Origin of the sequence: Pseudomonas palleroniana (genome assembly GCF_003031675.1) — a bacterium.
Classification (GTDB): domain Bacteria; phylum Pseudomonadota; class Gammaproteobacteria; order Pseudomonadales; family Pseudomonadaceae; genus Aquipseudomonas; species Aquipseudomonas palleroniana.
The window spans coordinates 1-24,967 of the sequence record NZ_PYWX01000067.1 but is presented as its reverse complement, the minus strand read 5'-3'; the positions used below and the strand labels follow the sequence as shown (position 1 = coordinate 24,967).

Below are 24,967 nucleotides of genomic sequence, written 5' to 3'. Positions count from 1 at the left end.
AATGTGGGAGCAACTGTCTAAATGGATTCAATTCAGAAGTCATATTCATAGGCAGCAAGACTCCCACAGCTCTAGGCCATGCAATGCTGAACGAAAGAGCTGCTGCCGTGCTAAGCGGTGTGCTCTTTCCATTCAGTGCCGTCACGCAGCATCGCGTTCAGGCGTACCAATAAAACGCGCATACAGGCGATCAGTGCAACCTTGGCGCATTTACCTTTATCACGTAACAACTGGTATCGAGCTTGGAATTCCGGCTGGTCCCGAATGATCACCCAGCAGGCCATATACAGTGAGCGGCGGGCTGCAAATCTTCCGCCACTAATGTGGCGTGCACCTTTGTGCTTTCCGCTGTCGTTGTTGTAGGGCGCGAGGCCTGCAAGTGCCGCGATCGGGCGTCCCCCGATTTCGCCCAACTCGGGAAGGTAAGCCATAAGGCTGCTGGCCGTAATCAGCCCAATTCCCTTGACCGAGCACAGTCGAGCCACCTTTTCGCGATCTAGCTCGTTCGCACTTTGACGAATCAGCTGATTTATCGCTTCCACTGCTGCGCTCAAATACTCGATATGGCTCTGCAATGCAGGCTTCACCGCATCGCAGGACGCCGTTTTCAGGCGCCGCCTGTCGTCATCTCTTTGCTGAACAAAATGCTCTCGCTGCTGGACCAATGCGCGCAGTCTTTCATGCTCAGGGCTTGTGATTCGGGCGCTTGGCGAGTCTATGACGGCTGCAAATTGTGCAAGAGACTTTGCGTCTATCGGGTCGGTTTTGGCTTTTTGGCCCATCGCTCTGGAAAACGCTTTGGCGCGACGAGGGTTAACGCAAATGACCTGAAGGCCAGCCGCTTGCGCCGCTTTAACAACGTTTCGCTCGTAACCGCCCGTCGCTTCCACCAACACGCGGCTGACCTGGTAAAGCCGCAGCCATCCAATCAGCGCCGGCAAATCTTTCTCAGTATTTGAACAACTTACCCCAGCCTCAAGTAAATGAATCCGAGCCTCGAGGCTGTCTTTGGAAACATCAATGCCTGCTGAATAGGAAAACATGGCCAAATCCTCTTACACTCAGGGTGAGAGCGCTCTGGCTTGGCCCACGCTTGTAACTGTTCGAGGTGGGCTCGTTCAACTGTTCGGGCTCATGTCCAGAGCGGAGAGGTGAGTAGCAGCATGGGCTCCCACACGTGCTTTGAGCACTCGGGGCATTCAGCTTGCTACTCACCGCTCTCACCCTCAGTTTATTCCTGACTTAAGACACAAGGGGGCTTGCCCCCGATAGCGGTGTATCAGTCCATATATTTGCTAACTGAATACCGTCACCGGGAGCAAGCCCCCCCACATTTTGGACAGTTGTGTTTAGTCGAGAGCTTTCCAGATCTCGGTGGCGTATTCCCTGATGGTGCGATCCGAGGAGAACCAGCCCATCCGCGCCGTATTCAGCACCGCCGAACGCCACCATGCCTTGGAGTCATGCCAATGCGCCTCGACCCGCGCCTGGGCGTCCCAGTAGGAGTCGAAGTCGGCACACACCAGGAAGCGGTCGTAACTGACCAAGCCGTCGATCAACCCCACATAACGCCCCGGATCATCCGGAGAGAACACCCCGCCGCGAATCGCCTGCAGCACGTCATTGAGGCGATGGGACGCCGCAATATCGGGGCCTGCGTGGAACTCACCGGCATGCTTGCGCGCCTCCACCTGCTGCGCACTGAGGCCGAAGATAAACATGTGTTCGGCACCGACGCGCTCGTGCATCTCCACGTTGGCGCCGTCCATGGTGCCGATGGTCAACGCACCGTTGAGGCCGAACTTCATGTTGCTGGTGCCTGAGGCTTCGAAGCCGGCGGTGGAAATCTGCTCCGACAAGTCCGCCGCCGGAATGATGCTTTCCGCCAGGCTGACGTTGTAGTTGGGCAGGAACACCACTTTGAGCAAGCCCCGTACGGTCGGGTCGTTGTTGACGGTGCGGGCGATGTCGTTGGTCAGTTTGATGATCAGCTTGGCCTGGTGATAACTAGCCGCCGCCTTGCCCGAGAAAATTTTCACACGGGGCACCCAGTCGGTTTCCGGCTCGGCGCGGATCGCCTGGTACAACGCGACGGTGTGCAACAGGTTGAGCAGTTGGCGCTTGTACTCGTGGATGCGCTTGACCTGCACGTCGAACATCGCCGCCGGGTTGACGGCGATGCCCAGCCGCTCGTGAATGATCTCGGCCAGTGCGCGCTTGCTGTGCAGGCGTTGTTCGGCGAAGGCTTTGCGGAACGTCTGCTTCTCGGCAAACGGCTCCAGCTCGACCAGGCGCTCTTCAGGCTTGTCGAGGATATCGGGCCCCAGCGCCTCCACCAGCATCGCGGTCAGCTTGGGGTTGGCCTGGTACAACCAGCGGCGGAAGGTGATGCCGTTGGTTTTATTGTTGATGCGCTCCGGGTACAGCTTGTGCAGCTCGGAAAACACCGTGCTGCGCATCAGTTGAGTGTGCAGGCCGGACACGCCGTTGACGCTATGGGAGCCGAGGAACGCCAGGTTGCCCATGCGCACGCGGCGGCCGTTGTCTTCTTCGATCAGCGACACCGAACGCAGCACATCGAAATCGTGGATGCCTTTGGCGCGCAGCGAGTCAATGTGCTGTGCGTTGATCAGGTAGATGATCTGCATGTGCCGGGGCAACATGCGCTCCATCAGGCCGACCGGCCAGGTTTCCAGGGCTTCGGGCAACAGGGTGTGGTTGGTGTACGAAAGCGTTTCCACGGTGACGTCCCACGCCGCGTCCCAGGGAATATCGTGCAGGTCGACCAGTTGGCGCATCAATTCGGCCACGGCGATGGAGGGGTGGGTGTCGTTGAGTTGGATGGAGGCGTGCTCCCCCAGGCTCAACACCGAGCCATGCATGTTTTTGTGGCGGCGCAGCAGGTCTTGCAACGAAGCCGCGACGAAGAAGTACTCCTGGCGCAGGCGCAGTTCCTGCCCCGCTTCGGTGCTGTCGGCCGGGTAAAGCACGCGCGAGATGCTCTCCGCACGGGCGACTTCGGCCACGGCGCCCAGGTGGTCGCCGGCGTTGAAGCGCTCCAGGTGCAGGTCTTCCACCGCACGGGCACGCCACAGGCGCAAGGTGTTGACGCTCGCGCCACGCCAGCCGACCACCGGCGTGTCATAGGCCACCGCGCGCACAGTTTCGTTGGGTGTCCACACCTGGATCATCTTTCCGGAGGGGTCGGCCAGGGTTTCGACGCTGCCGCCAAAGCCAATCGGGTAAATCACTTCGGCCCGCTCGAATTCCCACGGGTTACCGAAATCCAGCCAGCGCTCGGTCTGCTCCTGCTGCCAGCCATCCACAATCGCCTGGCGGAACAAGCCGTGCTCGTAGCGAATGCCATAACCGTGGCCGGCAATGCCCAAGGTCGACATGCTTTCCATGAAGCACGCCGCCAGGCGCCCCAGGCCCCCGTTGCCCAGCGCCGCGTCGGGCTCCAGCAGGCGGATGCGCTCCAGGTCCACGCCCAGCTCCGCCAGGGCTTCGCGGGCAATTTCCAGCACGCCAAGGTTGCTCAGGCTGTCGTAGAGCAAGCGGCCGATGAGAAATTCCAGAGAGAGGTAATACACCCGCTTCTGGCCTTTGCGATAAATGCGCCGGGTATGGTCCATCCAGTGATCGACCATCTGGTCGCGGGCGGCCAGGGCAATGGCTTCGAACCAGTCATGGTCGAAGGCGTGATCCGGGTCCTTGCCCACCGCGTAGGTGAGTTTGGTCAAGACGGCATCGCGAAATGCGGCTACCTCTGCTTCTCGTGCAAGCGGTTCCTGAGACATCGGTGCGACCTCGGGCGAGATTGAAGGAGTTGCTAGAGCCTAGTCGGTCTGACAGACGGTAGACGTGCTGGTTCGGCAGTTTTTTTACTCATTCACCTATGCGCGAATTTAATGCAGGGGTCGTGCCGATCAGCCTTTGAGCTGAAACCCGCAAAATATTGTTCAAAAAACCACCAATCCCGGTATGATCGCGCGCCCGGATACAGCCCCACCTTTTGGAACCCTGATGAAGCCTCAACTGATCGCCGCCGCGGAACTCGACCGTCTTGAGACCTGGCAGAAATATTCCGCCCACATGTGCGGCGGCTGTGTGTCCAGCTGCTGCACGCTGCCGGTCGAAGTGAAGATCAAGGACCTGATCCGCATTGGTATCGTCGATGAATTCGAGCGCGGCGACCCGCCGAAGAACATCGCCAAGCGGTTGCAGAAGGAAGGCATTGTCGAGCGCTTCAATTCCAAGTCGGAAATTTTTACCCTGCAGCGTATGAGCAACAACGACTGCCTGTACCTGGATCGTAAGACGCGCTTCTGCACTATTTATGACAAGCGCCCGGATACCTGCCGCAACCACCCGAAGATCGGGCCGCGGCCGGGTTATTGCGCATACAAGCCGAAAGAAGTGGTGCGCGAGACCAACTTCAAGACCCTCGACAAGTTCTGATGATCGTTCCCACGCTCTGCGTGGGAATGCAGCCCTGGGCGCTCTGCGTCCGCTCTTGATGGGACGCAGAGCGTCCCAAGAGGCATTCCCACGCAGAGCGTGGGAACGATCAGCGTGGGAACGATCAGGCATAAAAAAACGCCCCCGGCCTTTCGACCGGGGGCGTTTTTATTCAGCCTGAGCTAACTCAGTTCTTGGCTTTCTTGGCAGCGCGGGTACGCTCGCCTTCGTCCAGGATCTTCTTGCGCAGACGGATCGACTTAGGTGTAACTTCGCACAGCTCGTCGTCCTGGATGAATTCCAGAGCCTGTTCCAGGGTGAAGCGAACAGGTGGAACCAGGGCGATGGTTTCGTCTTTACCCGAAGCACGCATGTTGTCGAGCTTCTTGCCTTTGGTTGGGTTGACGCCCATGTCGTTGTCACGGCTGTTCAGACCAACGATCTGGCCGTTGTAGATCTCTTGACCGTGTTCAACGAACAGCTTGCCACGTGCCTGGAGGGTTTCCAGGGAGTAGGTCAGCGCCTTGCCGGTTTCTACCGATACCAGAACACCGTTCTGACGGCCGGACATGTCGCCGGACTTCATGGTGTCGTAGCGATCGAAGATCGAGGTCAGGATGCCAGCACCGTTGGTCAGGGTCAGGAACTGGTTACGGAAACCGATCAGGCCACGAGCAGGGATGTTGTATTCCAGACGCACACGGCCTTTGCCATCCGGCACCATGTTGGTCAGGTCGCCCTTACGCAGGCCCATCTCTTCCATGACCTTGCCCTGGGATTCTTCAGGGGTGTCGATGGTGACGTTTTCGAACGGTTCCTGCTTCACGCCGTCAACCTGACGGATGATCACTTCAGGACGGCCCACGGCCATTTCGAAGCCTTCGCGACGCATGGTTTCGATCAGTACCGAGAGGTGCAGCTCACCACGGCCGGAAACCTTGAACTTGTCAGCCGAGTCGCCTTCTTCAACGCGCAGTGCAACGTTGTACAGCAGCTCCTTGTCCAGACGCTCCTTGATGTTACGGGAGGTCACGAACTTGCCTTCTTTACCGCAGAAAGGCGAGTCGTTTACCTGGAAGGTCATGGAAACGGTTGGCTCGTCAACGGTCAGAGGCTTCATCGCCTCTGGGGTGTCCGGGTGGCACAGGGTGTCGGAGATGAACAGCTCGTCCATACCGCTGATGCACACGATGTCACCGGCTGCCGCTTCGTCAACGTCGATGCGGTGCAGGCCGTGGTGACCCATCAGCTTCAGGATACGACCGTTGCGCTTCTTGCCGTCGGCGCTGATAGCCACAACCGGGGTGTTCGGCTTGACGCGACCACGAGCGATACGGCCAACGCCGATAACACCCAGGAAGCTGTTGTAGTCCAGTGCGGAGATCTGCATCTGGAACGGACCGTCACGGTCAACAGCCGGCGCTGGTACGTTGTCGACGATCGACTGGTACAGCGGGGTCATGTCTCCAGCCATGTCGGTGTGGTCCAGACCGGCAATACCGTTCAGGGCCGAGGCGTAGACGACTTTGAAGTCCAGCTGTTCTTCGGTGGCGCCCAGGTTGTCGAACAGGTCGAAGATCTGGTCCAGAACCCAGTCCGGACGCGCGCCAGGACGGTCAACCTTGTTGATGCACACGATCGGACGCAGGCCGGCTTCGAACGCCTTCTTGGTCACGAAACGGGTTTGCGGCATAGGGCCGTCTTGAGCGTCAACCAGCAGCAGAACGGAGTCGACCATCGACATTACGCGTTCTACTTCGCCGCCGAAGTCGGCGTGGCCCGGGGTGTCCACGATGTTGATGTGGTAGCCGTTCCAGTTGATGGCGGTGTTTTTTGCCAGGATGGTAATACCGCGCTCTTTTTCCTGGTCGTTGGAGTCCATCACGCGCTCGTCGTTGAGCTCGTTGCGCTCCAGGGTGCCGGATTGACGCAGGAGTTTGTCTACCAGGGTGGTTTTACCATGGTCAACGTGAGCAATGATGGCGATGTTACGTAGATTTTCGATCACTTGTGTATCTCGATCAGAGGATTCGGTGTGCTGACAGGTCGTGGCAGCGATTAACAATAGAGTCAGGCCTTGCCGTTACAGCTTGACGGCAGAGTCGGGGGGCCGGTGACGCAGGCCACAGGCAAACAGCCCCGGGCTCTTAGCTCGGTCGATAAACGCGCACATTGGCATGCCCCTCACTGAGCAAATGGTGGGCATGCAGGCGACTCATCACGCCTTTGTCGCAATACAGCAGGTACTGACGGCTGTCATCCAGTTCCTTGAAACGCGCGTTCAGTGCGTAGAACGGCAGCGTTTGCACGTCGATGCCAGCAATTTCCAGCGGTTCATCTTCAGCGGCATCCGGGTGACGGATGTCGATGACGATCTGGCCGGCCAGAGCCTCGCTGACTTCTTCGATCTGTACATCCTGGCCCAATTCATCGATTACGCGATCGATCGGCACCAGCTTGGCGTTCTCGAGCGCACGCTCCAGAACGGCCATATCGAATTCTTTCTCTTCATGCTCCACGCGATGGCGCTTGGCATGGGTCTTGGGGTTCACCGAGATGACCCCGCAGTACTCGGGCATGTGCCTGGCAAAGTCGGCGGTGCCGATTTCTTGTGCCAGGTCGATGATGTCCTGCTTGTGGCTGGCGATCAGCGGGCGCAATACCAGCTTTTCGGTCACGCAATCGATCAGCGAAAGGTTCGGCAGCGTCTGGCTCGAAACCTGGGAGATCGCCTCGCCGGTCACCAGCGCGTCGATGTGCAGGCGGTCGGCGATGCTCGACGCGGCGCGCAACATCATACGCTTCAATACCACGCCCATATGACTGTTATCGACTTTGCCGAGAATTTCGCCCAGCACTTCCTCGAACGGTACGCTCACAAATAGCACGCGTTGGGAGCTGCCGTATTTCTTCCAGATAAAGTGCGCAACTTCCATCACGCCCAATTCGTGTGCACGCCCGCCCAGGTTAAAGAAGCAGAAGTGGCTCATCAGGCCACGGCGCATGATCTGATAGGCCGCCACCGTGGAATCGAAACCGCCGGACATCAATACCAGGGTCTGCTCCAGGGCGCCCAGCGGGTAGCCGCCGATGCTGTTGTGCTGGCTGTGGATGACAAACAACCGTTGGTCGCGAATTTCGATTCGGACTTCGATTTCCGGCGTTTTCAGCGAAATTCCCGCTGCGCCGCACTCACGACGCAGCTTGCTGCCGACATATTTCTCGACATCCATGGAGCTGAACGGATGCTTGCCGGCACGCTTGCACCGCACAGAAAAGATCTTGCCTTCAAGCGAACTGCCGTAGTGCTGCTTGCACTTTTCGGTGATGTCGTCGAAGTCGCCCAGCGGGTATTCATCCACCTGCAGGAAATGCGCGATGCCCGGCATGCAGCTCAGGCGCTCGGTCATGTCCTTCAAGGCCTTGGCGTCGGTGACACGGGTTTCCAGCTCGAGATTGTCCCACACGCCATTCACCACCACAGCCGGGTCCAGGTCACGGAGCACGGCACGGATGTTCTTGGCCAATTGACGGATGAAACGCGTCCGTACCGGTCGGCTTTTAATGGTGATCTCGGGGAAGACTTTAACGATTAATTTCATGGAAACAGCGCGCGCCGGGCCTGCTGAAAAAGGGGGGCGCGGATTATAGCGGAAATCGCTCAAGGTTTAACCAGTTAATATGCACAGCACACTCAATGCACTAATAGGGTGCATTTTCACTCCACTGCGCTACATTGAGGTGCGCTATTTCTGGGCTTTTGTCGCAATGCACCTTTATAGGGGCGTTTTTGGAGCAGAAAACCCATGTTGGCGCACTGGCATGCAATTTGCTCTCTTGTGAGGCAGGTTGCCTTGGCGGACTATCCGCGCCGGCATCACCCACATTCTAAGGGCTAACTCCACTACCCAGCCCGAAGCCACCCGGAGGACACTATGTCGAAGTCGGTTCAACTCATCAAAGATCATGACGTTAAATGGATTGATCTGCGCTTCACGGACACCAAAGGTACTCAGCACCACGTGACCATGCCGGCGCGTGATGCGCTGGATGATGCTTTCTTCGAAGAAGGCAAAATGTTCGACGGTTCCTCCATCGCCGGCTGGAAAGGCATCGAAGCCTCCGACATGATCCTGATGCCGGACGACAGCACTGCCGTTCTCGACCCGTTCACCGAAGACCCAACCCTGATCCTCGTTTGCGATGTGATCGAGCCTTCGACCATGCAAGGCTACGACCGCGACCCACGTGCGATCGCCAAGCGTGCCGAGGAATACCTGAAGTCGACCGGTATCGGCGACACCGTATTCGTAGGCCCTGAGCCAGAATTCTTCATCTTTGATTCGGTCAAGTTCAAGTCCGACATCTCCGGTTCCATGTTCAAGATCTTCTCCGAGCAAGGCTCGTGGATGTCCGACCAGGACGTGGAAGGCGGCAACAAAGGCCACCGTCCAGGTATCAAAGGTGGCTACTTCCCAGTTCCGCCGTTCGACCACGACCACGAAATCCGTACCTCCATGTGCAACGCCATGGAAGAAATGGGCCTGGTCATCGAAGTTCACCACCACGAAGTGGCGACTGCCGGCCAGAACGAAATCGGTGTGAAGTTCAACACCCTGGTTGCCAAGGCTGACGAAGTTCAGACCCTGAAGTACTGCGTACACAACGTGGCTGATGCCTACGGCCGTACCGCAACCTTCATGCCTAAGCCACTGTACGGCGATAACGGTTCGGGTATGCACGTTCACCTGTCCATCGCCAAAGAAGGCAAGAACACCTTCGCCGGCGAAGGTTATGCCGGCCTGTCCGACACTGCCCTGTACTTCATCGGCGGTATCATCAAGCACGGTAAGGCCCTGAACGGCTTCACCAACCCGTCGACCAACTCCTACAAGCGTCTGGTCCCAGGCTTCGAAGCTCCGGTGATGCTGGCCTACTCGGCGCGCAACCGTTCCGCTTCGATCCGTATTCCTTACGTGTCCAGCCCACGCGCTCGCCGTATCGAAGCCCGCTTCCCGGATCCGGCAGCCAACCCATACCTGGCCTTCGCTGCCCTGGTAATGGCTGGCCTGGACGGTATCCAGAACAAGATCCACCCTGGCGATGCCGCCGACAAAAACTTGTACGACCTGCCGCCTGAAGAGGCCAAAGAGATCCCACAAGTATGCGGCAGCCTGAAAGAAGCCCTGGAAGAGCTGGACAAAGGTCGTGCGTTCCTGACCAAAGGCGGCGTATTCAGCGACGACTTCATCGATGCCTACATCGAGCTGAAAAGCGAAGAAGAAATCAAAGTACGCACCTTCGTACACCCACTGGAATACGAGCTGTACTACAGCTGCTGATCCAGTAGCGCTGCTTGAAGTAGCGTGATGACGAAAAGACCTCCTTCGGGAGGTCTTTTTTTGCCCCGGTTTTATTAAAAATGTGGGAGGGGGCCTGCTCCCGATGGCAGAGTGTCAGCCAGCACCTGTATTCACAGGCCCCATCGGGAGCAAGCCCCCTCCCACAAGGAGATCTGCGTTGAAACATAGACTTTTGTCAGCCCTGTTATTCGTCAGTGTCAGTGCGAGCGCCGCGCCGCCCACCCTGGAACCACTGCTCAACAGCATCGCCGAACGCCTGGAGATCGCCGATCAGGTCGCCCTGAGCAAATGGGACAGCCACAAGCCGGTGGAAGACAAGAAGCGCGAACAAGAGGTGATCGCCAGCGTCGCCGCCCAGGCGCCGGCCTACAAACTGGCACCTGACGCGGCGGAGCAATTCTTCTCGGCGCAGATCGAAGCCAACAAACTGGTGCAATACACCCTGCTGTCCGACTGGCAGTTCCAGGGCAAGGCGCCCGACGAGCCACGCCCGGATCTGGTAAAGCAGATTCGCCCACGACTGGACGAACTGCAAAAGCGCATGCTCCAGCAGCTGGCGGATTTCACCCCGCAACGCACCGACCCGCAGTGCCCGCAATGGCTGGCACAGGCCGTCCATGAACCACTGAACGACCCAATGCGGCAACTGGCGATGATTCGCGCCACGGCCGAGCTGTGCATCTTCAAAGGCTGACCGCCAGGAAAGCCGCCTGGCTTTCCTGAACGGACCTTTCAAAACAGCACTATATTGGTGCGTCAGGTTGCACTCTTCCCATCTGCCCAGCCCATTTTGGTTCGAAACTTCACGATCAAGCTGGCAGAACGCCACAGTTTCGCGCCTTAACCCCCCATTCCAGAGGTTTCGCGCTTCTTTTCGGAGCCTTGGTTTGGTTTTTGCATTTTCCTGGTATCAGCGTGTGCCTCAAGCCCGCGCCTTGCTCCAAAAGAGGTCCTGATGACCATCAGCGATGCACTGCACCGTTTGCTACTCGACAACCTGACCACCGCAACCATTCTGCTCAATGACGACCTGCGCCTTGAGTACATGAACCCGGCGGCGGAGATGCTCCTGGCTATCAGTGGCCAGCGCAGCCATGGACAGTTCATCAGCGAATTGTTCACCGAGTCGGCCGAGGCCCTGAGCTCGTTGCGCCAGGCAGTGGAGCAGGCACACCCGTTCACCAAGCGCGAGGCGATGCTGACCGCCCTCACCGGCCAGACGCTGACCGTCGACTACGCCGTGACCCCGATCCTGAGCAACGGCGCCACCTTGCTGCTGCTGGAAGTGCACCCCCGCGATCGACTGCTGCGCATCACCAAGGAAGAGGCTCAGTTGTCCAAGCAGGAAACCAGCAAAATGCTGGTGCGCGGCCTCGCCCATGAGATCAAGAACCCGCTGGGCGGCATTCGCGGCGCGGCGCAGTTGCTGGCCCGCGAGCTGCCGGAGGAGCATCTCAAGGACTACACCAACGTCATTATCGAAGAAGCCGACCGCCTGCGTAACCTTGTGGACCGCATGCTCGGCTCCAACAAGCTGCCGTCGCTGGCGCTGACCAACGTGCATGAAGTCCTGGAGCGCGTCTGCCAGCTCGTGGAAGCCGAAAGCCAAGGCTGCATCACCCTGGTACGCGACTACGACCCGAGCATTCCCGACGTATTGATCGACCGCGAACAGATGATCCAGGCGGTGCTCAATATCGTGCGCAACGCCATGCAGGCCATCAGCAGCCAGAACGAACTGCGCCTGGGCCGCATCAGCCTGCGCACCCGTGCCCTGCGTCAGTTCACCATCGGGCATGTGCGCCATCGCCTGGTGACCAAAGTCGAAATCATCGACAACGGCCCCGGAATTCCGGCGGAACTTCAGGAAACCATCTTCTTTCCCATGGTCAGCGGCCGCCCGGACGGTACCGGGCTGGGCCTGGCCATTACCCAGAACATCATCAGCCAGCACCAGGGTCTGATCGAATGTGAGAGCCATCCTGGCCACACCACCTTCTCGATCTTTCTACCACTGGAACAAGGAGCCCCATCGACATGAGCCGTAGTGAAACTGTGTGGATCGTCGATGACGACCGTTCTATCCGCTGGGTCCTCGAAAAAGCCTTGCAACAGGAAGGCATGGCCACCCAGAGCTTCGACAGCGCCGACGGCGTGATGAGCCGCCTGGCCCGCCAACAGCCGGACGTGATCATCTCCGACATCCGCATGCCCGGCGCCAGTGGCCTGGACTTGCTGGCACGCATCCGCGAGCAGCACCCGCGCTTGCCGGTGATCATCATGACGGCGCACTCCGACCTGGACAGCGCTGTCGCGTCCTATCAGGGCGGCGCCTTTGAATACCTGCCCAAGCCGTTCGACGTGGACGAAGCGGTGGCGCTGGTCAAGCGCGCCAACCAGCACGCCCAGGAACAGCAAAACCAGGAAGCCCCGCCGACCCTGACCCGCACTCCGGAAATCATCGGTGAAGCGCCGGCGATGCAGGAAGTCTTTCGTGCCATCGGGCGCTTGAGCCATTCCAACATCACCGTGCTGATCAACGGCGAATCGGGCACCGGTAAAGAACTGGTGGCCCATGCCCTGCATCGTCACAGCCCACGGGCAGCCTCGCCGTTCATCGCCCTGAACATGGCGGCGATCCCGAAGGACTTGATGGAGTCCGAGCTGTTCGGCCATGAAAAAGGTGCCTTCACCGGTGCCGCCAACCTGCGCCGGGGCCGCTTTGAACAAGCCGATGGCGGCACGTTGTTCCTCGACGAAATCGGCGACATGCCGGCCGACACCCAGACGCGCTTGCTGCGCGTGCTGGCCGATGGTGAGTTCTACCGTGTCGGCGGGCATACCCCCGTCAAAGTGGACGTGCGCATCATCGCCGCGACCCACCAGAACCTGGAAACCCTGGTGCACGCGGGCAAATTCCGTGAGGACTTGTTCCACCGCCTGAACGTCATCCGTATCCACATCCCACGCATGTCGGATCGCCGTGAAGACATCCCGACCCTTGCCCGCCACTTCCTCAGCCGTGCAGCCCAGGAACTGGCCGTCGAACCGAAGCTGCTCAAGAGCGAGACCGAGGAATACCTGAAGAACCTGCCGTGGCCCGGCAACGTGCGCCAGCTGGAGAACACCTGCCGCTGGATCACCGTGATGGCGTCCGGACGCGAAGTGCATATCAGCGATCTGCCGCCGGAGCTGTTGAGCCTGCCGCAAGATTCGGCCCCCGTGACCAACTGGGAGCAGGCGCTGCGCCAATGGGCTGATCAGGCCCTGGCACGTGGCCAGTCGAACCTGCTGGACAGCGCTGTGCCGGCCTTCGAGCGAATCATGATCGAAACCGCCCTGAAGCACACCGCCGGCCGCCGCCGCGACGCCGCCGTGCTGCTGGGCTGGGGCCGCAATACCCTGACTCGCAAGATCAAGGAACTGGGGATGAAGGTCGATGGCGGGGATGATGATGAGGGTGATGAAGGCTGAGTATCAGGTCTCTGATCGTTCCCACGCTCTGCGTGGGAATGCCGCCCTGGACGCTCTGCGTCCGCTTTTAGAGTCATGACGCGGAGCGTCACAGGATGCATTCCCACGCGGAGCGTGGGAACGATCAAACCCGATCTTCGTGCACCGCTTCAATGCACCACGAACCGTCATCGAGCACAGATGCAATGCTTAAAATCTCAGCCAAGCTGAGAAAAATCTGAAAACCAAAAACATCAAAGCCCCGTATTTCGGGGCTTTTCGCTTTCTGGAGACTTTTTTCGGTACAAACTACAAATTCTGGCACGCGCCCTGCATTAACCCTTTTACAACCCAGTTTCGGGGACCTTGGTACAGGCAGGCCGAGAATCCCCTCTTTACACTGGGGCGCTTGATGCTAACAGCGTCGTGCCCCACACCCGTTTTGGGAGCCCTGGTACAGGCAGGCCGGGAACTCCCTCTTTTATTCCTCCCGGAGATGGATCTCCAGCCGCCAGCGGCCGTCGGTTTTTCCCCCGTTCCACTCTCCACGCAACGGTCGCGCGGCCACCAGGTTGAGCAGCAAGCCGCGATCGGTCTTGCGCACGCGCCAGTTCACATCCTTGTCGTTGACCTTGAGTTGCCCACCGCCAGCCTTGCCCTGGGCGTCGAACAGCAACGCCACGGCGCCGTCGATATGCTCGCCGTGCAGCTTGGGTTCGCTGTTGAACCACACCACCATGCCATCCGCGCGGGTCTCGACCTGCTGCAACTCGACCGGGTCGGGTGTGGTCAGGCGGCCGATCATCAAGCCGATCATCAGGCCGACAATCGCCAAAGAGCCCATGACCCGTGGCAATAGCTTCGGCCTTGGGTCGTCTTCAGGGGTAGAATGCAACGCATCTTTGCCTTCGGAGCCGTGCATGTTTCACGTCATCCTTTTTCAACCAGAAATTCCGCCGAATACCGGCAACGTTATCAGGCTGTGCGCCAATAGTGGCTGCCACCTGCATTTGATCGAGCCGCTGGGCTTCGACATGGACGACAAGCGCCTGCGTCGCGCCGGGTTGGACTACCACGAGTACGCCACCCTCAAGCGCCACGCCGACCTTGCCAGCTGCCTGGAAAGCCTGGGCCACCCGCGCCTGTTCGCGTTCACCACCAAAGGCTCGCGGCCGTTTCATGATGCCAGCTTTGCCGAAGGCGACGCCTTCCTCTTCGGCCCGGAAAGCCGTGGCCTGCCGGCCGAGGTGCTCGACGCCCTGCCCGACGGCCACCGCCTGCGCCTGCCGATGCGTGAGGGCTGCCGCAGCCTGAACCTGTCCAACACCGTAGCCGTTGCCGTCTACGAAGGCTGGCGCCAGCTGGGCTTCAAGTAACACCCATAACAAATGTGAGAGGGGGCTTGCTCCCGATGGCGGAGTGTCAGTCGACATCTATGTGACTGATCCACCGCCATCGGGGGCAAGCCCCCTCCCACATTGGGTACCGCGTCGGGTTCGAGATTACTGAACCGTCGACGAACCTTCCTGTTGCATGCGCTGCAGCTCTTGAGCGTACAGGGCATCGAAGTTCACCGGAGCCAGCATCAGCGCCGGGAACGAGCCGCGGGTGACCAGGCTGTCCAGGGTCTCGCGGGCATACGGGAACAGGATGTTCGGGCAGAACGCGCCCAGGGTGTGGCTCATGGACGCTTCGTCCAGGCCCTGGATCAGGAAAATACCGGCCTGTTGCACTTCAGCGATGAAGGCCACTTCCTCGCCATTCTTGACGGTTACCGACAGGGTCAGTACCACTTCGTGGAAGTCGCCTTCCAGGGATTTCTGGCGGGTGTTCAGGTCCAGGGCAACGCTTGGGGTCCACTCCTGGCGGAAGATGGCCGGGCTTTTCGGCGCTTCGAACGACAGGTCGCGAACATAGATGCGCTGCAGCGAGAATTGTGGGCCTTGGGCTTCTGCTGCTTCGGTGTTCTGTTGGTCAGTCATCACAGATCCTTCTTAATCTTGGGGTCTTTAGGGTTTAGGAGTCAGACGAGCAGCAGCGCATCGAGTTTACCGGCGCGCTCCAGGGCGAACAGGTCATCGCAGCCACCGACGTGCCGGGTGCCGATCCAGATCTGCGGCACGGACGTGCGCCCCGCTTTCTGGGCCATTTCGGCACGCACCTGGGGTTTGCCGTCGACCTTGATCTCTTCGAAGGCAACGCCCTTTTTCTCCAGCAAGGCCTTGGCCCGCATGCAGTAAGGGCACCAATCGCTGGAATACACGACAACCTGGCTCATATCACTTCACCAGCGGCAGGTTATCGGCCTTCCAGCTGCCGATACCGCCGGACAGTTTGGCGGCGGTGAAACCGGTCTTGAGCATTTCGCGGGCGTGGGTGCCGGCGTGCTGGCCTTGGGCGTCGACCAGGATGATGGTCTTGGCTTTGTATTTTTCCAGCTCGGCCAGGCGTGCGATCAGCTTGTCCTGCGGAATGTTCAGGGCGCCAACAATGTGGCCGCCGGCAAATTCCTTGGCCGGGCGAATATCCACGACAACGGCTTCATCCTTGTTGACCAGCGCGGTCAGCTCCGACGTGCTCAGGCTGCGGCCACCGCGGCTCATTTCATGCGCGATCAGCAGCGCCAGCAGGATGACAAAGGCACCCGCGAGCAGGTAGTGGGCAGTGGCAAATGCAATCAGGTGATCAACCATCAAGGAGGTTCCAGGGCGTTAAAATGGCGGTAAGTATACACAGCCGTCCGGGGGGGCCAACCCCCGTAAAGCGGTGACGTGGTGGGAACTTCGCTTTAAACTGCCACTCACTTTTCAATTCTCTTCCTTATTAGCGCCGCGAGAGGATCTATGACTACCACGCCTAAACCTTTGGTCCTGATAATTCTCGATGGCTTCGGACACAGTGAAAGCCACCACGACAACGCCGTGTATTCGGCCAACAAGCCCGTGCTGGACCGCCTGACCGCTACCGTACCCAATGGCCTGATCTCCGGTTCCGGCATGGACGTGGGTTTGCCGGACGGCCAGATGGGCAACTCGGAAGTCGGCCACATGAACCTCGGTGCCGGACGAGTGGTATACCAAGACTTCACACGTGTGACCAAAGCGATCCGCGACGGCGAGTTCTTCGAGAACCCGACCATCTGCGCGGCGGTGGATAAAGCAGTCGCAGCCGGCAAGGCCGTGCACTTCATGGGCCTGCTCTCCGACGGCGGCGTTCACAGCCACCAGGATCACCTGGTCGCCATGGCCGAACTGGCCTTCAAGCGCGGCGCCGACAAGATCTACCTGCACGCCTTCCTCGACGGCCGCGACACTCCGCCGAAAAGCGCGCAATCGTCCATCGAACTGCTGGACGCCACCTTCGCCGCCCTCGGCAAGGGCCGCATCGCCAGCCTGGTGGGTCGTTACTTCGCCATGGACCGCGACAACCGTTGGGACCGCGTATCCCAGGCTTACAACCTGATCGTCAACGGCCAGGCCGACTTCAACGCTGCCACCGCACAGGACGGCCTGCAAGCTGCCTACGAGCGCGGCGAGAGCGATGAGTTCGTCAAAGCCACCACCATCGGTGAGCCGGTGAAAGTGGAAGACGGCGACGCCGTGGTGTTCATGAACTTCCGCGCCGACCGCGCCCGCGAGCTGAGCCACGTGTTCGTCGACGACGGCTTCAAGGATTTCGAGCGCTCGCGCCAGCCGAAAGTCGAGTTCGTGATGCTGACCCAATACGCCGCCAACATCCCGGCCCCTTCGGCATTTGCCCCGGGCAGCCTGGACAACGTGCTGGGCGATTATCTGGCGAAAAACGGCAAGACCCAGCTGCGCATCGCCGAAACCGAGAAATACGCCCACGTGACGTTCTTCTTCTCCGGTGGCCGCGAAGAGCCGTTCCCGGGCGAAGAACGCATCCTGATCCCGTCGCCGAAAGTCGCCACCTACGACCTGCAGCCGGAAATGAGCGCACCGGAAGTGACCGACAAGATCGTCGATGCCATCGACCACCAGCGTTACGACGTGATCGTGGTCAACTACGCCAATGGCGACATGGTTGGCCACAGCGGCAACCTGGAAGCGGCGATCAAGGCCGTGGAATGCCTGGACACCTGTGTCGGCCGCATCGTCGACGCCCTGGAAAAAGTCGGCGGCGAAGCACTGATCACCGCCGACCACGGCAACTGCGAGCAGATGTCCGACGAATCGACCGGCCAGGCCCACACTGCCCACACCACCGAGCCGGTACCGTTCATCTATGTTGGCAAGCGTGACCTGAAAGTGCGTGAAGGCGGCGTATTGGCGGATGTGGCGCCCACCATGCTCAAGCTGATGGGCCTGGAGAAGCCGAAAGAGATGACCGGCACCTCGATTCTGGTCTGACTCCCCCTGATCATTCCCACGCTCCGCGTGGGAATGCCGCCGGGGACGCTCCGCGTCCCACTATTCTGCGTTTGGGTGACGCGGAGCGTCACGGGATGCATTCCCACGCGGAGCGTGGGAACGATCGAAGTACGTGTGGCTGCGTATTCGCCTGTTGAAACTGACCGGCCTAGAGAAACCAGTGGAAATGACAGCCACCTCAATCCGGGTCTGACTCACCACGATCGTTCCCACGCTCTGCGTGGGAATGCATCCCGTGACGCTCCGCGTCCCACCACTATTCTGCGTATTGGTGACGCTCTGCGTGGGAAGAAGGTAATGTCTTTATGCCATACCGCTGCCACTCGGCACCTATCTTGGCATCCCGCCCCAATTGGGCGTTTTTTTTGCAGCGCTTGGCGGGCATACTAGGCCGTCCCTTTCCCTGGTGTCGCCCGCCTCTATGCTTCGCGCCTTGATTACCCTCGCTCTCGTCTGCCTGCTCCAACCGGCTTTTGCCGATGAGCGCGCACAAACCCAACAACAGTTGGACGCAACGCGTCAGGACATTACCGAGCTGAAAAAACTGCTCGGCAAGCTCCAGGAAGAAAAATCCGGCGTGCAGAAAGACCTGCGCAGCACGGAAACCGAGATGGGCAAGCTGGAGAAGCAGGTCCAGGAGCTGCAAAAAGAACTAAAGAAGAGCGAGTCGGAACTGGAGCGACTCGACGCTGAGAAAAAAAAACTCCAGGGCGCCCGCGTTGAGCAACAACGCCTGATCGCGATCCAGGCCCGCGCCGCCTACCAGAGCGGCCGCCAGGAGTATCTCAAGCTGCTGCTCAACCAGCAGAACCCGGAGAAATTCGCGCGCACCCTCACCTATTACGACTACCTGAGCAAGGCCCGCCTGGAGCAATTGAAGGGTTTCAACGAAACCTTGCGCCAATTGGCCAACGTGGAACAGGAAATCGCCGACCAACAGTCGCAGTTGCTCGACCAGAAAAGCGCCCTCGACACCCAGCGTGACCAGTTGGACAAGGTCCGCAAGGAACGCCAGCTGGCGCTGGCCAAGCTCAACGACGATGTCAAAGCCCGCGACGCCAAGCTCCAGGCCCGTGAGCAAGACCAGGCCGACCTGGCCAAAGTGCTCAAGACCATCGAGGAAACCCTGGCCCGCCAGGCTCGCGAGGCAGAAGAAGCGCGGCAAAAAGCGCTGATCGCCCAGCAGGAAGCGGAAAAAAAGCGCCAGCGTGAGGCCGAACTGGCTGCCACGACGGATGCCCCGGCGCCCCGCAAACCTGCGCATTCCGCACCTGGCCCGCTGGTTTCCAGTGCGGGAGAATCGTTCGGTGGCCCTTTTGCTTCAGCTCGCGGAAAACTTCCATGGCCTGTTGATGGTCGATTGTTGGCTCGTTTTGGGGAAACCCGTGGCGATGACACCCGCGCCAAGTGGGATGGCGTGATGATCAGCGCCGCTGCCGGCAGCCAGGTCCACGCCGTCCACGGCGGGCGTGTGGTGTTCGCCGACTGGCTGCGCGGTGCCGGCTTGCTGGTGATTCTTGACCACGGTAATGGCTATTTGAGCCTTTACGGCCACAATCAGACTTTACTCAAGTCGGCAGGTGATGTTGTAAAAGCCGGTGAATCCATCTCCACTGTCGGTAACAGTGGTGGCCAGGACACTCCGGCGCTGTATTTCGCTATTCGTCAGCAGGGTCGCCCGAGCGATCCCGCACAATGGTGCAGAACCCAAGGATAAGGGTCGCGCCTACATTAGGAGTTCGTTCGACATGCTGCATTTGTCCCGCCTCACTTCGCTGGCCCTGACGATCGCCCTGGTGATCGGCGCGCCTCTGGCTTTTGCCGACCAGGCCGCACCGGCTGCACCCGCCGCGACCTCCGCAGTGACCACCAAGGCGCCGTTGCCGCTGGAAGAGCTGCGTACCTTTGCCGAGGTGATGGACCGGATCAAGGCGGCCTATGTCGAACCCGTAGACGACAAGACCCTGCTGGAAAATGCCATCAAGGGCATGCTCAGCAACCTCGACCCGCACTCCGCCTACCTCGGCCCGGAAGATTTCGCTGAGCTGCAGGAAAGCACCAGCGGCGAATTCGGTGGCCTGGGCATCGAAGTGGGCTCCGAAGATGGCCAGATCAAAGTGGTGTCGCCGATCGACGACACCCCGGCGTCCAAGGCCGGTATCCAGGCCGGCGACCTGATCGTGAAGATCAACGGCCAGCCCACTCGCGGCCAGACCATGACCGAAGCCGTCGACAAGATGCGCGGCAAGCTCGGCCAGAAAATCACCCTGACCCTGGTACGCGACGGCGGTGCTCCGTTTGACGTGACCCTGGCCCGCGCGACCATCACGGTCAAGAGCGTGAAGAGCCAGTTGCTGGAGTCGGGCTACGGTTACATCCGTATCACCCAGTTCCAGGTCAAGACCGGCGACGAAGTGGCCAAGGCCCTGGCCAAGCTGCGCAAAGACAACGGCAAGAAGCTCAACGGCATCGTGCTCGACCTGCGCAACAACCCGGGCGGCGTGCTGCAGGCGGCGGTGGAGGTGGTCGACCACTTCATCACCAAAGGCCTGATCGTCTACACCAAAGGCCGGATCGCCAACTCCGAGTTGCGCTTCTCGGCCACCGGCAATGACCTGAGCGAAGGTGTGCCGCTGGCGGTATTGATCAACGGCGGCAGCGCCTCGGCCTCGGAAATCGTCGCCGGTGCCCTGCAGGACCAGAAGCGTGGCGTGCTGATGGGCACTACCAGCTTCGGCAAAGGCTCGGTGCAAACCGTGTTGCCGCTGAACAACGAACGAGCCCTGAAGATCACCACGGCGCTGTATTACACGCCCAATGGCCGGTCGATCCAGGCCCAGGGCATCGTCCCGGACATCGAGGTGCGCCGCGCCAAGATCACCAACGAGACCGATGGCGAGTTCTACAAGGAAGCTGACCTGCAGGGTCACCTGGGCAATGGCAACGGCGGTGCCGACCAGCCTACAGGTAGTGGCGCGAAAGCCAAGCCGATGCCGCAGGACGACGACTATCAACTCGCCCAGGCGCTGAGCCTGCTCAAGGGCTTGAGCATCACCCGCAGCCGTTGATATGCGTTTTGCCTTGATCATCGCTGTACTGTGCAGCCTGGCAGGGGTCGCCCACGCGACCCCTGCCGGCGAGCCACACAAAGCCTACCTGACCCTGATCATCGACGACCTTGGGCAAAACCTGCCGAGGGATCGCCGCGTGCTGGCCCTGCCTGGGCCGGTGACCACGGCGATCATGCCCGACACGCCCCACGCCGCCGAATTCGCCCGCGAGGCCCACAAGGCCGGCAAGATCGTGATCCTGCACATGCCCATGGACCCGGCCACCGGCCCGTTCGCCTGGCACCCCGACCTGCCGATCGAAGAACTGGGCAAACGCCTGGATGCCGCCTTCCAGGCGGTGCCCTACACCGCCGGCATCAACAACCACATGGGCAGCCGCATGACCGCGCAACCGGCCGCAATGGCCTGGTTGATGGCTGAGTTGCAACGGCGCAACAAGTTCTTTGTCGACAGCCGCACCAGCGCGCAAACCGTCGCCGCTGCCGAAGCGCAAAAGATCGGCCTGGCCAGCGTCTCGCGGGACGTGTTTCTCGATGACGAACGCACCGAAGGCGCAATCACCACGCAACTGCAAACCGCGATCAAGCTGGCGCACAAGCAGGGCTCGGCGGTGATGATCGGCCATCCCTACCCGCAAACCCTGGCGGTGCTGGAGCGGGAGTTGCCCAAGCTCAAGGCGCAGGGTGTGGAGTGGATCGATATCAAGTTGATGATCAGCGTGCGCAGCAATCAAGCGATGGCCGGCCACGGAAAAAACGGCACCTATTCACCCGCGCGTAGATAAGTACTGCCCCGCCCTTGCGGCATTCTTCGATAGTCGCTCCTCCCATTCATCGGAGAGCTTTCGAATGCCCCATCTACAGTTCAAAGACCTGCTCATCAGCTTCACCAGCGAATTCCTGCCGCTCTGGAATGACCTGGGGTCCGGCGCTCACAAAGCGGTCAGCCTGTGGCGCCCCAGCACCTCCGCCGACGCCCTGGGCCAGTTTTTCCCCGTGGGCGATATCGCCACCGACAGCTATCGCAATATCAACCAGCGCAAGATCGTCGCGGTGGTCAGTGACGCGAATAAAGTCGACGGCACCGCCCTGCGTTCGCCGGAAGACTACCAACTGGTCTGGAAAGACACGGATTCAGGCGCACGCACCGACTTTTCCATATGGCGGCCGCTGGCGCCCGAAGGCTATGTCGCCATGGGCCTGGTGTGCGGCGTGGGCTATGAAAAGCCTTCGCGCAACGCCGTACGCTGTGTCCGCGCCGACTTGGTCGTCAATGCAAAACCCGGTGACTTGATCTGGAATGATTACGGCAGTGGCGCCTCCAAGGACTTCAGCGCCTGGTCGATCACGCCTCCGGACGCAGAGCCTGGAGAGATCTACCTGGCACCTGGCACCTTTATCGGCAATGCACGCTACGCCAAGCCTGATCTGCCGACCTACGCATTGCGCCTGGACCTGACCGCGCAACCGGGTGAACCATTATCCCCGCCGGCACTGACGGGTTATGAGCCGCCTGCAACAGAAGAAACTCCTGCTCCGCCGCAGGTCTGTGAACTGCCCTGGTTCTGCGTGAAGGACCCGGAACTGAGCACAAACGAGCAGTTGCTATCGTCGCCGACCTACCGACTGGAGCGCACTGACCGCCATCAGTTCGCCGGTTTCGGGCACAACACCAGCGTCACCAGCCAACCGTTCATGTGGACAGCGACCAAGGGTGAGATCGGCGATTACTCGCTCGCTCTGTCAGCCATCTCTCGCGTTTCGATGTGGCGCAAATGGTCGGCGAGCCTGCGTCCGTTCCAGTTGAGCTTCTCGGCGAACCTGGAGCCGGCCTTCACTCATACCCAGCGGTCCGCCAAAGGCTGGAACTATGCCTCGCCCCTGGAAATCATCACCTACATTCCGGCCCAAAAAGCCGTGGCGGCTTACCTGATCCAGAGCGAATACCGCTTGCTGCGCCAGGACGGCAGCCAGGTGGCGGCGACCGTCACTTACATCAACGGCGATCACATTTACATGAGTGAGTATCCCAAGGATCAGCCGGTACCCGACGTCAGCGAGAATGAGTTGCCCGAGCCCCTACCCACCACCGAGGTGGCACTGGAGCACGCCGCTGCACAGACAGAACCGGCGCTAGAGATAGCGGGCCATGATCTCGTCAATGAAACCATCGCCCCGTAACTGATCGAGCGCGGCCTGGAGCTTGGCTACCACGTCGTCGGGCACATCCTTGTTCAGCGCCAGGTACAGCTGCGCACTGTTAAAGCGCAGTACCGTCTTGAGCCCGGTCACGCCGACCTGGCGCGCCAGGTAACGCCCGGCGGGATCACCGGTGGCCCACAGGTCGATCTGGCCATCCAGCAGCTTCTGCGCATTGTCCTGGTCGCGCAGTACGACTAACGGCTTGAGGCCCTGTTTTTCCAGGGTCTCGGCAATCGCGTCGCCCTTGTAGGCGCCAACCTTGTAATGCCGGGCGTGCTCCAGGTCCGGCAGCTGGATAGTGCTGTCAGCCTTGGCCAGCATCACCCAGTCGTCCGGGCCGATGGGGCCGACCCATTTGAACAAGCCTTCACGGTCTGGCAGGCGCGCCATCACGAATACGCCGTAGCCGGGTTTCTCCAGGGCGAGTTTGTAGATTCGTTCCCAGGGGAAACGCAGGGTGAGGTTGTAGGAAATGCCGGCACGCTTGAAGGTTTCACGCACGATGTCCACGGCGATACCTTCGATGTTCTCGTCCTTGGCGAAGTTCTTGCCGTTTTTCGCCATGTTGTAGGGCGGGAAGTTTTCCGTCAGTAACACCAGGGAGGCGTCGGACGGTGCTTCGGCATTCGCCGAGCCGGCCAGCACGGCGCAAGAACTGGCGAGGGCGAGCAGCAGGTGTTTGAACATGAAGGTTACCGGAATCCATGGCAAGCGCAGAGAGTGCCCCGCGCCTGCCAGGGTGTCCAGCAGCGTTTAGCGAACGACGATACCGCGCGCCGCCATGTACGCCTTGGCTTCGGGAACGGTGTATTCGCCAAAGTGGAAAATACTCGCCGCCAGCACGGCGCTGGCGTGGCCTTCGATCACGCCGTCGGCCAGGTGCTGCAGGTTGCCGACACCACCAGAGGCGATCACCGGAATGCCCAACGCATCACTGATTGCACGGGTAACGCCCAGGTCGAAGCCGTTTTTCATGCCGTCCTGGTCCATGCTGGTCAGCAGGATTTCACCAGCCCCCAGGCCCTCCATCTTCATCGCCCACTCGACTGCGTCCAGGCCGGTGGGCTTGCGACCACCGTGGGTGAAGATCTCCCAACGCGGGGTCTCACCCGGGCCGGAAACCTTCTTGGCGTCGATGGCGACGACGATGCACTGCGAACCGAAGTGTTGCGCCGCTTCACCGACGAACTCCGGGTTGAACACGGCAGCGGTATTGATCGAGACCTTGTCCGCCCCCGCGTTGAGCAGGTTGCGGATGTCTTGCACGGTGCGCACGCCACCGCCCACGGTCAGCGGGATAAATACCTGGCTGGCCATGCGCTCCACGGTATGCAACGTGGTGTCGCGGCCGTCGACGCTGGCGGTGATGTCGAGAAAGGTAATCTCGTCGGCACCTTGCTCATCGTAGCGACGGGCGATTTCCACCGGGTCGCCGGCGTCACGGATGTTCTCGAACTTGACGCCCTTGACCACGCGACCATTGTCGACGTCCAGGCAAGGGATGATGCGTTTGGCCAGCGCCATGGTCAGTCCTCAGCCGTTGTAGGCATCGCAGTAAGCCTGGGCTTCGGCGACGTCCAGGGTACCTTCGTAGATCGCGCGGCCGGTAATGGCGCCGATGATGCCAGGCGCCTTGGCGTCCAGCAGCGACTTGATGTCACCCAGGTTGTGAATGCCGCCGGATGCGATCACCGGAATTCGGGTTGCCGCCGCCAGCGCTGCGGTAAACGGTACGTTGCAGCCCTGCATCATGCCGTCTTTGGCGATGTCGGTATAAACGATGGCAGACACGCCGTCGGCTTCGAACTGCTTGGCCAGGTCGATCACCTGCACGGTGCTGATCTCAGCCCAACCGTCGGTGGCGACGAAACCGTCCTTGGCGTCCAGGCCCACGATCACTTTGCCTGGAAATGCACGGCAGGCTTCAGCCACGAACGCCGGGTCTTTCACGGCCTTGGTGCCGATGATCACGTAGCTCACGCCAGCCTTGACGTAGTGCTCGATGGTTTCCAGGGAGCGGATGCCAC

At 60.2% G+C, this 24,967-nt stretch carries 22 protein-coding genes; 11 read left to right on the top strand and 11 right to left on the bottom strand.

Annotated features, from left to right (window positions below; genetic code table 11):
- Positions 1-110: 110 nt before the first annotated feature.
- Positions 111-1,043: an IS110 family transposase gene (locus C9383_RS23110; RefSeq protein ID WP_090365966.1), complete on the bottom strand. Its 933-nt coding sequence runs from the start codon at positions 1,041-1,043 to the stop codon at positions 111-113.
- Positions 1,044-1,349: 306 nt separating this feature from the next.
- Positions 1,350-3,800, bottom strand: a complete 2,451-nt coding sequence (locus C9383_RS23105; RefSeq protein ID WP_090367352.1) for a glycogen/starch/alpha-glucan phosphorylase — start codon at positions 3,798-3,800, stop codon at positions 1,350-1,352.
- Between the two features lie 226 nt (positions 3,801-4,026).
- Here C9383_RS23105 and C9383_RS23100 point away from each other — a divergent pair, with 226 nt between their 5' ends.
- Positions 4,027-4,461, top strand: coding sequence for a YkgJ family cysteine cluster protein (locus C9383_RS23100; RefSeq protein WP_003237464.1), 435 nt, complete (start codon positions 4,027-4,029; stop codon positions 4,459-4,461).
- Positions 4,462-4,648: 187 nt separating this feature from the next.
- Here C9383_RS23100 and typA read toward each other — a convergent pair whose 3' ends face one another.
- A complete protein-coding gene (gene typA / locus C9383_RS23095) occupies positions 4,649-6,469 on the bottom strand; it encodes a translational GTPase TypA (protein ID WP_090367354.1) in 1,821 nt (606 codons plus the stop codon).
- A gap of 139 nt (positions 6,470-6,608) precedes the next feature.
- The gene (gene thiI, locus C9383_RS23090) at positions 6,609-8,063 is read right to left on the bottom strand and encodes a tRNA uracil 4-sulfurtransferase ThiI (RefSeq protein ID WP_060754597.1); all 1,455 of its coding nucleotides are present in this window, start codon (positions 8,061-8,063) and stop codon (positions 6,609-6,611) included.
- A gap of 333 nt (positions 8,064-8,396) precedes the next feature.
- Here thiI and glnA point away from each other — a divergent pair, with 333 nt between their 5' ends.
- The 4 genes from glnA (at position 8,397) to ntrC (ending at position 13,298) form a co-directional block, all read left to right on the top strand.
- Positions 8,397-9,803 carry a glutamate--ammonia ligase gene (gene glnA / locus C9383_RS23080; protein ID WP_060754598.1) on the top strand — a complete coding sequence of 469 codons (1,407 nt, stop codon included), beginning with the start codon at positions 8,397-8,399 and terminating at the stop codon, positions 9,801-9,803.
- A gap of 178 nt (positions 9,804-9,981) precedes the next feature.
- A complete protein-coding gene (locus C9383_RS23075; RefSeq protein ID WP_060754599.1) occupies positions 9,982-10,518 on the top strand; it encodes a chorismate mutase in 537 nt (178 codons plus the stop codon).
- A 261-nt stretch (positions 10,519-10,779) separates the two neighbouring features.
- Complete coding sequence (gene glnL / locus C9383_RS23070; protein WP_060754600.1) at positions 10,780-11,865, top strand: nitrogen regulation protein NR(II); 1,086 nt, start codon at positions 10,780-10,782, stop codon at positions 11,863-11,865.
- Complete coding sequence (ntrC, locus tag C9383_RS23065) at positions 11,862-13,298, top strand: nitrogen regulation protein NR(I) (protein WP_060754601.1); 1,437 nt, start codon at positions 11,862-11,864, stop codon at positions 13,296-13,298. The genes glnL and ntrC overlap by 4 nt, the downstream gene beginning before the upstream one ends.
- A 460-nt stretch (positions 13,299-13,758) precedes the next feature.
- Here the strand turns inward: ntrC and C9383_RS23060 are convergent, their stop codons facing one another.
- On the bottom strand, positions 13,759-14,199 hold the full coding sequence (locus C9383_RS23060) for a hypothetical protein (RefSeq protein ID WP_090367358.1): 441 nt from the start codon (positions 14,197-14,199) through the stop codon (positions 13,759-13,761).
- Here C9383_RS23060 and C9383_RS23055 point away from each other — a divergent pair.
- Positions 14,198-14,653, top strand: a complete 456-nt coding sequence (locus C9383_RS23055) for a tRNA (cytidine(34)-2'-O)-methyltransferase (RefSeq protein ID WP_003171120.1) — start codon at positions 14,198-14,200, stop codon at positions 14,651-14,653. The genes C9383_RS23060 and C9383_RS23055 overlap by 2 nt on opposite strands.
- Positions 14,654-14,779: 126 nt before the next feature.
- Here C9383_RS23055 and secB read toward each other — a convergent pair whose 3' ends face one another.
- From secB to C9383_RS23040, 3 genes are read right to left on the bottom strand one after another with little or no spacing between them, the layout of a single operon-like run.
- Positions 14,780-15,259, bottom strand: coding sequence for a protein-export chaperone SecB (secB, locus tag C9383_RS23050; RefSeq protein WP_090367361.1), 480 nt, complete (start codon positions 15,257-15,259; stop codon positions 14,780-14,782).
- A gap of 41 nt (positions 15,260-15,300) precedes the next feature.
- Positions 15,301-15,555 carry a glutaredoxin 3 gene (grxC, locus tag C9383_RS23045; RefSeq protein ID WP_090367363.1) on the bottom strand — a complete coding sequence of 85 codons (255 nt, stop codon included), beginning with the start codon at positions 15,553-15,555 and terminating at the stop codon, positions 15,301-15,303.
- A 1-nt stretch (position 15,556) separates the two neighbouring features.
- Complete coding sequence (locus C9383_RS23040) at positions 15,557-15,970, bottom strand: rhodanese-like domain-containing protein (RefSeq protein WP_060754605.1); 414 nt, start codon at positions 15,968-15,970, stop codon at positions 15,557-15,559.
- Positions 15,971-16,120: 150 nt separating this feature from the next.
- On the opposite strand from C9383_RS23040, the gene gpmI reads away from it, so the two are divergent.
- The 5 genes from gpmI (at position 16,121) to C9383_RS23015 (ending at position 22,919) form a co-directional block, all read left to right on the top strand.
- On the top strand, positions 16,121-17,647 hold the full coding sequence (gene gpmI / locus C9383_RS23035; RefSeq protein WP_060754606.1) for a 2,3-bisphosphoglycerate-independent phosphoglycerate mutase: 1,527 nt from the start codon (positions 16,121-16,123) through the stop codon (positions 17,645-17,647).
- Positions 17,648-18,089: 442 nt separating this feature from the next.
- A complete protein-coding gene (locus C9383_RS23030; protein ID WP_090367365.1) occupies positions 18,090-19,385 on the top strand; it encodes a murein hydrolase activator EnvC family protein in 1,296 nt (431 codons plus the stop codon).
- Positions 19,386-19,416: 31 nt separating this feature from the next.
- On the top strand, positions 19,417-20,736 hold the full coding sequence (locus C9383_RS23025) for a S41 family peptidase (protein ID WP_060754608.1): 1,320 nt from the start codon (positions 19,417-19,419) through the stop codon (positions 20,734-20,736).
- Position 20,737: 1 nt separating this feature from the next.
- Positions 20,738-21,523: a divergent polysaccharide deacetylase family protein gene (locus C9383_RS23020; protein WP_060754609.1), complete on the top strand. Its 786-nt coding sequence runs from the start codon at positions 20,738-20,740 to the stop codon at positions 21,521-21,523.
- Positions 21,468-22,919: a Vps62-related protein gene (locus C9383_RS23015; protein WP_346254075.1), complete on the top strand. Its 1,452-nt coding sequence runs from the start codon at positions 21,468-21,470 to the stop codon at positions 22,917-22,919. The genes C9383_RS23020 and C9383_RS23015 overlap by 56 nt, the downstream gene beginning before the upstream one ends.
- Here the strand turns inward: C9383_RS23015 and C9383_RS23010 are convergent.
- The 3 genes from C9383_RS23010 to C9383_RS23000 all read right to left on the bottom strand — a co-directional run.
- Positions 22,872-23,627: a substrate-binding periplasmic protein gene (locus C9383_RS23010; protein ID WP_090367369.1), complete on the bottom strand. Its 756-nt coding sequence runs from the start codon at positions 23,625-23,627 to the stop codon at positions 22,872-22,874. The two genes, C9383_RS23015 and C9383_RS23010, sit on opposite strands and share 48 nt — an antisense overlap.
- Before the next feature lie 66 nt (positions 23,628-23,693).
- Entirely contained in the window at positions 23,694-24,464 is a 771-nt protein-coding gene (gene hisF / locus C9383_RS23005; RefSeq protein WP_003171107.1) for an imidazole glycerol phosphate synthase subunit HisF, read from the bottom strand.
- Between the two features lie 9 nt (positions 24,465-24,473).
- The coding region (locus C9383_RS23000; RefSeq protein ID WP_107338881.1) for a HisA/HisF-related TIM barrel protein at positions 24,474-24,967 on the bottom strand (494 nt) is incomplete at its 5' end.

What these genes read in the sequence shown, in the direction of transcription:
- C9383_RS23030 (WP_090367365.1), top strand. Translation starts at nt 18,090, where the DNA reads ATGCTTCGCGCCTTGATTACCCTCGCTCTCGTCTGCCTGCTCCAACCG.
- grxC (WP_090367363.1), bottom strand. Translation starts at nt 15,555, where the DNA reads ATGAGCCAGGTTGTCGTGTATTCCAGCGATTGGTGCCCTTACTGCATG.
- C9383_RS23010 (WP_090367369.1), bottom strand. Translation starts at nt 23,627, where the DNA reads ATGTTCAAACACCTGCTGCTCGCCCTCGCCAGTTCTTGCGCCGTGCTG.
- C9383_RS23105 (WP_090367352.1), bottom strand. Translation starts at nt 3,800, where the DNA reads ATGTCTCAGGAACCGCTTGCACGAGAAGCAGAGGTAGCCGCATTTCGC.
- C9383_RS23055 (WP_003171120.1), top strand. Translation starts at nt 14,198, where the DNA reads ATGTTTCACGTCATCCTTTTTCAACCAGAAATTCCGCCGAATACCGGC.
- hisF (WP_003171107.1), bottom strand. Translation starts at nt 24,464, where the DNA reads ATGGCGCTGGCCAAACGCATCATCCCTTGCCTGGACGTCGACAATGGT.
- ntrC (WP_060754601.1), top strand. Translation starts at nt 11,862, where the DNA reads ATGAGCCGTAGTGAAACTGTGTGGATCGTCGATGACGACCGTTCTATC.
- C9383_RS23060 (WP_090367358.1), bottom strand. Translation starts at nt 14,199, where the DNA reads ATGCACGGCTCCGAAGGCAAAGATGCGTTGCATTCTACCCCTGAAGAC.
- secB (WP_090367361.1), bottom strand. Translation starts at nt 15,259, where the DNA reads ATGACTGACCAACAGAACACCGAAGCAGCAGAAGCCCAAGGCCCACAA.
- C9383_RS23040 (WP_060754605.1), bottom strand. Translation starts at nt 15,970, where the DNA reads ATGGTTGATCACCTGATTGCATTTGCCACTGCCCACTACCTGCTCGCG.
- C9383_RS23110 (WP_090365966.1), bottom strand. Translation starts at nt 1,043, where the DNA reads ATGTTTTCCTATTCAGCAGGCATTGATGTTTCCAAAGACAGCCTCGAG.
- gpmI (WP_060754606.1), top strand. Translation starts at nt 16,121, where the DNA reads ATGACTACCACGCCTAAACCTTTGGTCCTGATAATTCTCGATGGCTTC.
- thiI (WP_060754597.1), bottom strand. Translation starts at nt 8,063, where the DNA reads ATGAAATTAATCGTTAAAGTCTTCCCCGAGATCACCATTAAAAGCCGA.
- C9383_RS23020 (WP_060754609.1), top strand. Translation starts at nt 20,738, where the DNA reads ATGCGTTTTGCCTTGATCATCGCTGTACTGTGCAGCCTGGCAGGGGTC.
- C9383_RS23025 (WP_060754608.1), top strand. Translation starts at nt 19,417, where the DNA reads ATGCTGCATTTGTCCCGCCTCACTTCGCTGGCCCTGACGATCGCCCTG.
- glnL (WP_060754600.1), top strand. Translation starts at nt 10,780, where the DNA reads ATGACCATCAGCGATGCACTGCACCGTTTGCTACTCGACAACCTGACC.
- C9383_RS23100 (WP_003237464.1), top strand. Translation starts at nt 4,027, where the DNA reads ATGAAGCCTCAACTGATCGCCGCCGCGGAACTCGACCGTCTTGAGACC.
- glnA (WP_060754598.1), top strand. Translation starts at nt 8,397, where the DNA reads ATGTCGAAGTCGGTTCAACTCATCAAAGATCATGACGTTAAATGGATT.